Source organism: Streptomyces sp. NPDC057638, from assembly GCF_042800315.1.
GTDB lineage: Bacteria > Actinomycetota > Actinomycetes > Streptomycetales > Streptomycetaceae > Streptomyces.
In genome coordinates, this window is record NZ_JBHVHF010000323.1 from 1 (window position 1) to 8,243 (window position 8,243).

Below are 8,243 nucleotides of genomic sequence, written 5' to 3' on the forward strand. Positions count from 1 at the left end.
GGGGAGTTCGGTGTGTTCGATGTAGGTGGTGGGGCGCATGTGTTCGGGGAGGTGGTGGGTGGCGTGGGTGTGGAGGGTGTCGGGGTGGTGGGTGTCTCCGGGGGTGGTGAGGGTGTAGGCGATAAGTCGGTGGATGCCGGGGCGGTCCTGGTGGAGGACGGTGATGGCGTGGGCGACGCCGGGTGCGGTGGCGAGGGCGGCGTCGATCTCGCCGAGTTCGACGCGCTGGCCTCGGATCTTCACCTGGTGGTCGGTCCGGCCGAGATAGGTGAGCGTCCCATCCGGATGCCACTGCGCCAGGTCTCCGGTGCGGTACATGCGCCGGCCGGGTGGGCCGTAGGGGTCGGCGGTGAAGCGTTCGGCGGTGAGGGAGGGGTTGTCGATATAGCCCTGTGCGAGCTGGACTCCGGCGAGGTAGAGCTCGCCGGGGACGCCGATGGGCGCGGGCGCGAGGTTCCGGTCCAGCACATAGGTCCGCGTGTTCCATACGGGTGCGCCGATGGAGACGGAGGAGGTGCCTGTCGGTGCGGCGGAGGCGCTGGACACGGCGGTGACGTCGACGGCGGCCTCGGTGGGCCCGTAGAGGTTCTCCAGGGTCGCGCCCGTGTCCCCGGCCGCGTCACGGAATCGTTCCGCCAGCTCGGTCGGGAGGGCTTCGCCGCTGGAGATGACATGGCGGAGGGTGGGGCAGTCGGTGAGGTCGGTCTCGGCGAGGAAGGCGGCGAGCATGGAGGGGACGAAGTGGCAGACGGTGATGCGTTCGTGGCGGATGAGATCCGCGAGGTAGTGGGGGTCTTTGTGTCCTTCGGGCCGGGCGATGACCAATGGCACACCCTGGGCGAGGGGCCAGAAGAGTTCCCAGACGGAGACGTCGAAGGTGATGGGGGTTTTCTGGAGGACGCGGTCGTCGGGGCCGATGGGGTAGGTGTGCTGCATCCATCGCAGGCGGTTGACGATGGCGGCGTGGTCGACGATGACGCCCTTGGGGTGTCCGGTGGAGCCTGAGGTGAACAGGACGTAGGCGGGGTGGTGGGGCAGCAGCGGCGCGAGCCGGTCCGCGTCTGTCACCGCGTCCTCCGCGTAAGCCGTGAGGTCTGCGGTATCGAGGGCCAGGCATGTCCCGGGCAGGGTGTCCGCCGACGCGGAGTCGGTCAGGATCAGCACGGGTGTGGCGGTGGTGGTCATGCGGGTGAGGCGTTCGGTGGGCTGGGTGGGGTCGAGAGGGAGGTAGGCGCCTCCGGCGCGGATGACGGCGTGGAGGGCGATGAGGAGGTCGTGGGAGCGGGGGAGGGCGACGCCGACGACGCTGCCGGGTCCGACGCCCTGGGTGATGAGGTGGCGGGCGAGGCGGTTGACGCGGTGGTCGAAGTCGGCGCGGTCCAGGACGGTGCCGTCGTGGATGAGGGCGGTGCCGTTGTGGGCTCCGGCGGTGACGAGGTCGGCGAGGGTGGCCGGTCCGTCCAGTTCCTGGTGGGTGTCGTTGAAGCGGTTGATGACGAGGTCGTGTTCGTGGGTGTCGAGGAGGGGGAGCCGGGACAGGGGCCGGTCGGGGTCGGTGGCGATGGCGTCCAGGAGCCGCAGCAGCCGTTCCGTGAGCCGCTCGGCGCCCGCCCGCTCGAACAGATCCACCGCGAACCGCACCCCGCCGTCGATCCGGCCGTCCGCCCCGGTCGCCCCGAAGGCGAACTCCAGATCGACCTTGGCGCCCCCGATCTCCACCGGCAGTTCCTCGGCCGGGACGCCGAACAGCTCCCGTACCTCCGTGGTGACGGAGTGATACGTCACCATCGTCTGGAACAGCGGATTCCGGGACCGTGACCGGAACGGACCAACGGCCTCCGCGACCGCTTCCAGCGGCAGGTCGGCATGCGAGAACGCCGTCAGATCGGTCTCCCGCACCCGTTCCACCAGTTCGGTGAAGGTCGGCTCACCGGACAGGTCCGCCCGCAGCACCAGCGTGTTGAGGAAGAAGCCGACCAGCGGATCCACCCGCTCGTCCGCCCGTCCCGACACCGGTGTGCCCAGGGGGATGTCGTCCCCGGCGCCGAGCCGGTGCAGCAGCGTGGCGACGGCCGCGTGCACCACCATGAACATCGTCGCCCCGGTCTCCCGCGCGATCCGCGCCAGCCCCGTACCGGTGTCAGGCCCGATCGCGAACGGCACCACACCACCGCCGTACGAGGGAACAGCGGGCCGGGTGTGGTCCCCGGGGAGGGCGATCTCCTCCGGCAGGTCGGCGAGGGTGTGCCGCCAGTGGGCCGCCTCGGCGGCGGCCAGGGACGCCGGGTCGGCCGGGTCGCCGAGGAGGTCGCGCTGCCAGAGCGCGAAGTCCGCGTACTGGACGGGAAGGTCGGGGAAGTCCGGTTCCCGGCCCGCCGCCCGCGCCGTGTACGCGCGGTCCAGGTCCCGCAGCAGCGGGCCCGTGGACCACTCGTCCGTCGCGATGTGGTGCAGCAGCACCACCAGGACGTGGTCATCGTCGGCCGCGCTCAGCAGCGACACCCGTACGGGGATCTCCCGGGTCAGCTCGAAGACATGGCGGGAGACCGCCTCCGCCTCCGCCGCCAGCAGCTCCGCCGCGACCTGGCGCGCCGCGAACGGCACGGTGACACTCCCGGCGGGCAGGATCCGCTGGTACGGCTCGCCCGCGGTCTCCTCCGGTTCGGTGCAGACCGTCCGCAGCGTCTCGTGCCGCGCCACGACATCGGCGACCGCCGTACGCAGCGCCTCCACATCCACCCGGCCCCGCAGCCGCACCGCGAGCGGCACGTTGTACGTGGTGCTCGGACCGCGCACGGTGTCGATCAGCCACAGCCTCCGCTGGGCGTACGAGAGCGGCGGCAGCACGGGCCGGATGGCCCGGGTCAGCGCCGGACGGTCCGGGGGCGCCGACCGGTCGGTCAGCCGCCGGGCCAGCTCCGCGACGGTCCTGGCCTCGAACAGATCCCGTACGGAGCAGTCCGCCTCCAGCAGCGTCCGCACCCGGCTGGCCACACGCGTCGCGAGCAGCGAGTGCCCGCCCAGCGCGAAGAAGTCGTCCTCCACGCCGACCCGTGCCACGTCCAGTACCTCGGCGAAGATCCCCGCGAGGATCTCCTCGCGGGCGTTCCTCGGGGCCCGCGACGGTGCGCCCGGTGCCAGGGCGGGCGGCGCGGGGAGGGCTTTGCGGTCGAGTTTTCCGTTGGGGGTGAGGGGGAGTTCGGTGAGTTCGATGTAGGTGGTGGGGCGCATGTGTTCGGGGAGGTGGTGGGTGGCGTGGGTGTGGAGGGTGTCGGGGTGGTGGGTGTGCCCGGGGGTGGTGAGGGTGTAGGCGATGAGCCGGTCCTGGTGGAGGACGGTGATGGTGTGGGCGACGCCGGGTGCGGTGGCGAGGGCGGCGTCGATCTCGCCGAGTTCGACGCGCTGGCCCCGGATCTTGACCTGGTGGTCGGTGCGGCCGAGGTACTCCAGGAGTCCGTCGGGGCGCCAGCGGGCGAGGTCTCCGGTGCGGTACATGCGTTCGCCGGGCGCGCCATGGGGGTCGGCGGTGAAGCGTTCGGCGGTGAGGGAGGGGTTGTCGATATAGCCCTGTGCCAGCTGGACTCCGGCGAGGTAGAGCTCGCCGGGGACGCCGATGGGCGCGGGCGCGAGGTTCCGGTCCAGGACATAGGTCCGGGTGTTCCACACCGGCGTACCGATCGGGACGGACGCCTCCGCTCCGGCCGCCGCGCCCGGCGGGCAGGACAGCGCCGTCACATCCACGGCGGCCTCGGTCGGCCCGTACAGGTTCTCCAGCGTGGTGCCGTGCGCGGGCGTGTGGAAGCGGCGCACGAGATCTGCCGGGAGGGCTTCGCCGCTGGAGATGACATGGCGGAGGGTGGGGCAGTGGGTGAGGTCGGTCTCGGTGAGGAAGGCGGCGAGCATGGAGGGGACGAAGTGGCAGACGGTGATGCGTTCGTGGCGGATGAGATCCGCGAGGTAGTGGGGGTCTTTGTGTCCTTCGGGCCGGGCGATGATCAATGGCACACCCTGGGTGAGGGGCCAGAAGAGTTCCCAGACGGAGACGTCGAAGGTGGTGGGGGTTTTCTGGAGGACGCGGTCGTCGGGGCCGATGGGGTAGGTGTGCTGCATCCATCGCAGGCGGTTGACGATGGCGGCGTGGTCGACGATGACGCCCTTGGGGTGTCCGGTGGAGCCTGAGGTGAACAGGACGTAGGCGGGGTGGTGGGGCAGCAGCGGCGCGAGCCGGTCCGCGTCCGTCACCGGCCCGTTGGAGAGCCTCGCCAGCGCGGCCCTGACCTCGGGGGAGTGCAGGTCGACGCATGCGCCGGGCAGGGACCCCGCCGACTCCGCGTCCGTGAGGACACACACCGGTGTGGCGGTGGTGGTCATGCGGGTGAGGCGTTCGGTGGGCTGGGTGGGGTCGAGGGGGAGGTAGGCGCCTCCGGCGCGGATGACGGCGTGGAGGGCGACCAACAGGTCGTGGGAGCGGGGGAGGGCGACGCCGACGACGCTGCCGGGGCCGACGCCTTGGGTGATGAGGTGGCGGGCGAGGCGGTTGACGCGGTGGTCGAAGTCGGCGCGGTTCAGGGTGGTGCCGTCGTGGATGAGGGCGGTGCCGTTGTGGGCTCCGGCGGTGACGAGGTCGGCGAGGGTGGTGGGTCCGTCCAGTTTCTGGTGGGTGTCGTTGAAACGGTTGATGACGAGGTCGTGTTCGTGGGGGTCGAGGAGGGGGAGCCGGGACAGGGGCCGGTCGGGGTCGGTGGCGATGGCGTCCAGGAGCCGCAGCAGCCGTTCCGTGAGCCGCTCGGCGCCCGCCCGCTCGAACAGATCCACCGCGAACCGCACCCCGCAGGTCATGCCCGCGCCACCCGAACCGTCCGGCACCCGCCGGAACAGGATCTCCAGGTCGAACTTGGCGGCACCGGCCGTCACCGGCAGTTCCTCGGCCACGGTGCCGAACAGCCCGCCGAGGCCGGGCCCGCCGCCCTCGTACGCCACCATCGTCTGGAAGAGGGGGTGGTGGGCGAGGGTGCGTTCGGGGTTGGTGGTCTCCACGACGGTGTCGAAGGGGAGTTCGGCGTGGTCGAGGGCGGTGAGGTCGGTGGTGCGGACGCGGTGGAGGAGTTCGGTGAAGGTGGGGTCGCCGCTGAGGTCGGTGCGGAGGACGAGGGTGTTGACGAAGAAGCCGACGAGGTCGTCGAGGGCGGTGTCGGTGCGTCCGGCGACGGGGGTGCCGAGGGGGATGTCGTCCCCGGCGCCGAGCCGGTGCAGCAGCGCGGCGACGGCCGCGTGCACCACCATGAACAGCGTCGCCCCGGAGTCGGACGCCAGCCGCTCCAGACCCGCCACCACCTCGCCGGGGAGCCCGGCGGTCACCGTGTCGCCCCGGTGTGTGGGCAGGGCGGGCCGGGTGTGGTCCACCGGGAGGGCGATCTCCCGTGGCAGGTCGGCGAGGGTGTTCCGCCAGTGGGCCGCCTCGGCGGCGGCCAGGGACGCCGGGTCGGCGGGGTCGCCGAGGAGGTCGCGCTGCCAGAGCGCGAAGTCCGCGTACTGGACGGGAAGGTCGGGGAAGTCCGGTTCCCGGCCCGCCGCCCGCGCCGTGTACGCGCGGTCCAGGTCCCGCAGGAACGGGCCCGTGGACCACTCGTCCGTCGCGATGTGGTGGAAGAGGACCGTCAGCACATGCTCGTCATCGGCCGCGCTCAGCAGCGACACCCGTACCGGAACATCGCGCTCCAGGTCGAACGTCCCCGCCAGCGCCGCCGCGACCTCCGGTTCGCCCGCCGTCAGTCGCCCGGCCGTGAACGGCACGGGAACGTCCGCCGGATCCAGGATCCGCTGGTACGGCTCGCCCGCGGTCTCCTCCGGTTCGGTGCAGACCGTCCGCAGCGTCTCGTGCCGCGCCAGGACATCGGCGACCGCCGCGCGCAGCGCCTCCACGTCCACCCGGCCCCGCAGCCGCAGCGCGACCGGGATGGTGTACGTGTCACCCGGCCCGTCCACCCGGTCCAGGAACCACAGCCTCCGCTGGGCGTGAGAGAGCGGGAGCAACGCGGGCCGGTTGGCCCGGGCCAGCGCCGGACGGGCCGGGGCCGACCGCTCACCGAGCCGCCGGGCCAGCCGCGCGACCGTCCTGGCCTCGAACAGATCCCGTACGGAGCATGCCGTGTCCAGCAGCGTCCGCACCCGGCCGACCACACGCGTCGCGAGCAGCGAGTGCCCGCCCAGCGCGAAGAAGTCGTCCTCCGCGCCCACCTGTCCCAGCCCCAGGGCCTCCGCGAACACCTCGGCGACCCGCTCCTCCAGCGCGCCCGCCGGGGGCCGGGAGCCCACGGCGGCGATCGGCTCGGGTGCGGGGAGTGCGGTGTGGTCGAGCTTGCCGTTGATGGTGGTGGGGAGGGTGTCGAGGATGATGATGGCGGTGGGGACGAGGTGGTCGGGGAGGGTGTGGGTGAGGGTGTCGCGTGTGGTGGTGGGGTCGGCGGTGCCGGTGGCGTAGGCGATGAGGCGTTTGATGCCGGGGGTGTCCTCGCGGACGATGACGGTGGCGGTGGTGATGCCGTCGAGGGCGGTGAGGGCGGTCTCGATCTCGCCGGGTTCGACGCGGAAGCCGCGGATCTTGATCTGGTCGTCGGTGCGGCCGAGGAACTCCAGCAGCCCGTCCGCCCGCCACCGCGCCAGGTCCCCGGTGCGGTACATGCGCTCGCCCGGCACACCGTACGGGTCGGCGATGAAACGCTCCGCCGTCAGCGCTGGGCGGCCCAGATAGCCCCGGGCGGTCTGCCCGCCCGCCAGATACAGCTCACCCGGCACCCCCGGCGGCACCGGCCGCAGCGCCGCGTCGAGCACATACGCCCGGGTGTTGTCCAGCGGACGCCCCACGACCGGGGTCGCGCAGTCCGAGACCCGCGCCTCCAGCGCGTCCACGGTGAACTCGGTGGGACCGTAGTAGTTCACGGTCTCCACCCCGTCCACCGCCCGCAGCTCCGCCCAGAGCGACGCGGGCACCGCCTCCCCGCCCAGCAGGAACAGCGACGGCCGCCAGGCGCCCGTCAGCAGCCCCGCGTCGACGAGCTGCCGACCGTAGGACGGGGTCACGTCCAGCGTGTCGATCCCGTGCTCGCGCACATAGCCGACGACGAACTCGGCGTCCCGCCGCTCCACCTCGTCCAGAAGGTGCAGTTCATGCCCGGCGACCAGCCACAGCAACTGCTCCCAGGAGGAATCGAACGCGAACGACGCGGTGTGCAGCGCCCGCACCCGGCGGCCCAGCCGGGCCGCCACCGGCTGGTACAGCTTCCGCTCATGGTCCCGGTAGAGCCGGGTCAGCCCCGCGTGGTGCAGCGCCACCCCCTTGGGGCGGCCCGTCGAACCCGAGGTGTAGATCACGTACGCGAGGTCAGCGGGGTCGGCGCGCCGGGGCGCGGGCAGCCGGAGGGCCCCGGCCAGCCGCCGCTCGGTGCCGGGATCGTCCAGCACCAGCCGGAGCGCGCCGGGCAGCTCCGGCACCGCCGCCGCCACCGCGCCCACCGTCACCACACACACCGGACCGGCGTCCCGCAGCAGATACGCCAGCCGCTCCGCCGGATGGTCCAGATCCAGCGGCAGATACGCGCCGCCCGCGCGGAGCACCGCGAACGCGGCCGTCACCGCGTCGGCGGACCGGGGCAGCGCCAGCGCCACCACCGTGCCGGGGCCGACACCGGCGTCGGCCAGCACCCGGGCCAGCCGCTCCACGCGCTCGTCCGTCTCGGCGAACGTCAGCCGGGTGCCGCCGCACACCACGGCGGTCGCGTCGGGGGTGGCCGCCGCCCGCCCGGCCAGCAGCTCCGCCACCGAGCCCACCGGAACCGGCCGGGCGGTGTCGTTCCACCGCGCGAGCCGGTCCCGCTCGGCGCGGGACAGCAGCCCGTACGCGGAGACCGGGCGCGCCGGGTCGGCGACGGCCTGCTCCAGCAGGAGCAGCAGCCGGTCCGCGAGCGCGCCCGCCGAGTCCCGGTCGAACAGGTCGGAGGCGTAGAACAGCTCCAGGTCCAGTTCGTCGCCGTGGGCGGAGTCCGCGAAGGTGATGTCGAGGTCGAACTTGGTGACCCCGGGATCGATCCGCTCCACCCGGGCATCGAGGCCGAAGAGGCGTCGCACGTCCTGGGTGACGGTGCTGTGGGACACCATCGTCTGGAAGAGGGGGTGGTGGGCGAGGGTGCGTTCGGGGTTGGTGGTCTCCACGACGGTGTCGAAGGGGAGTTCGGCGTGGTCGAGGG

Annotated in this window: 1 protein-coding gene; it reads right to left on the reverse strand. The window is 72.6% G+C overall.

All coding sequences use genetic code 11. The features are described from left to right. The coding region (locus tag ACFVIM_RS29640; RefSeq protein ID WP_384307680.1) for an amino acid adenylation domain-containing protein at positions 1–8,243 on the reverse strand (8,243 nt) is incomplete at both ends.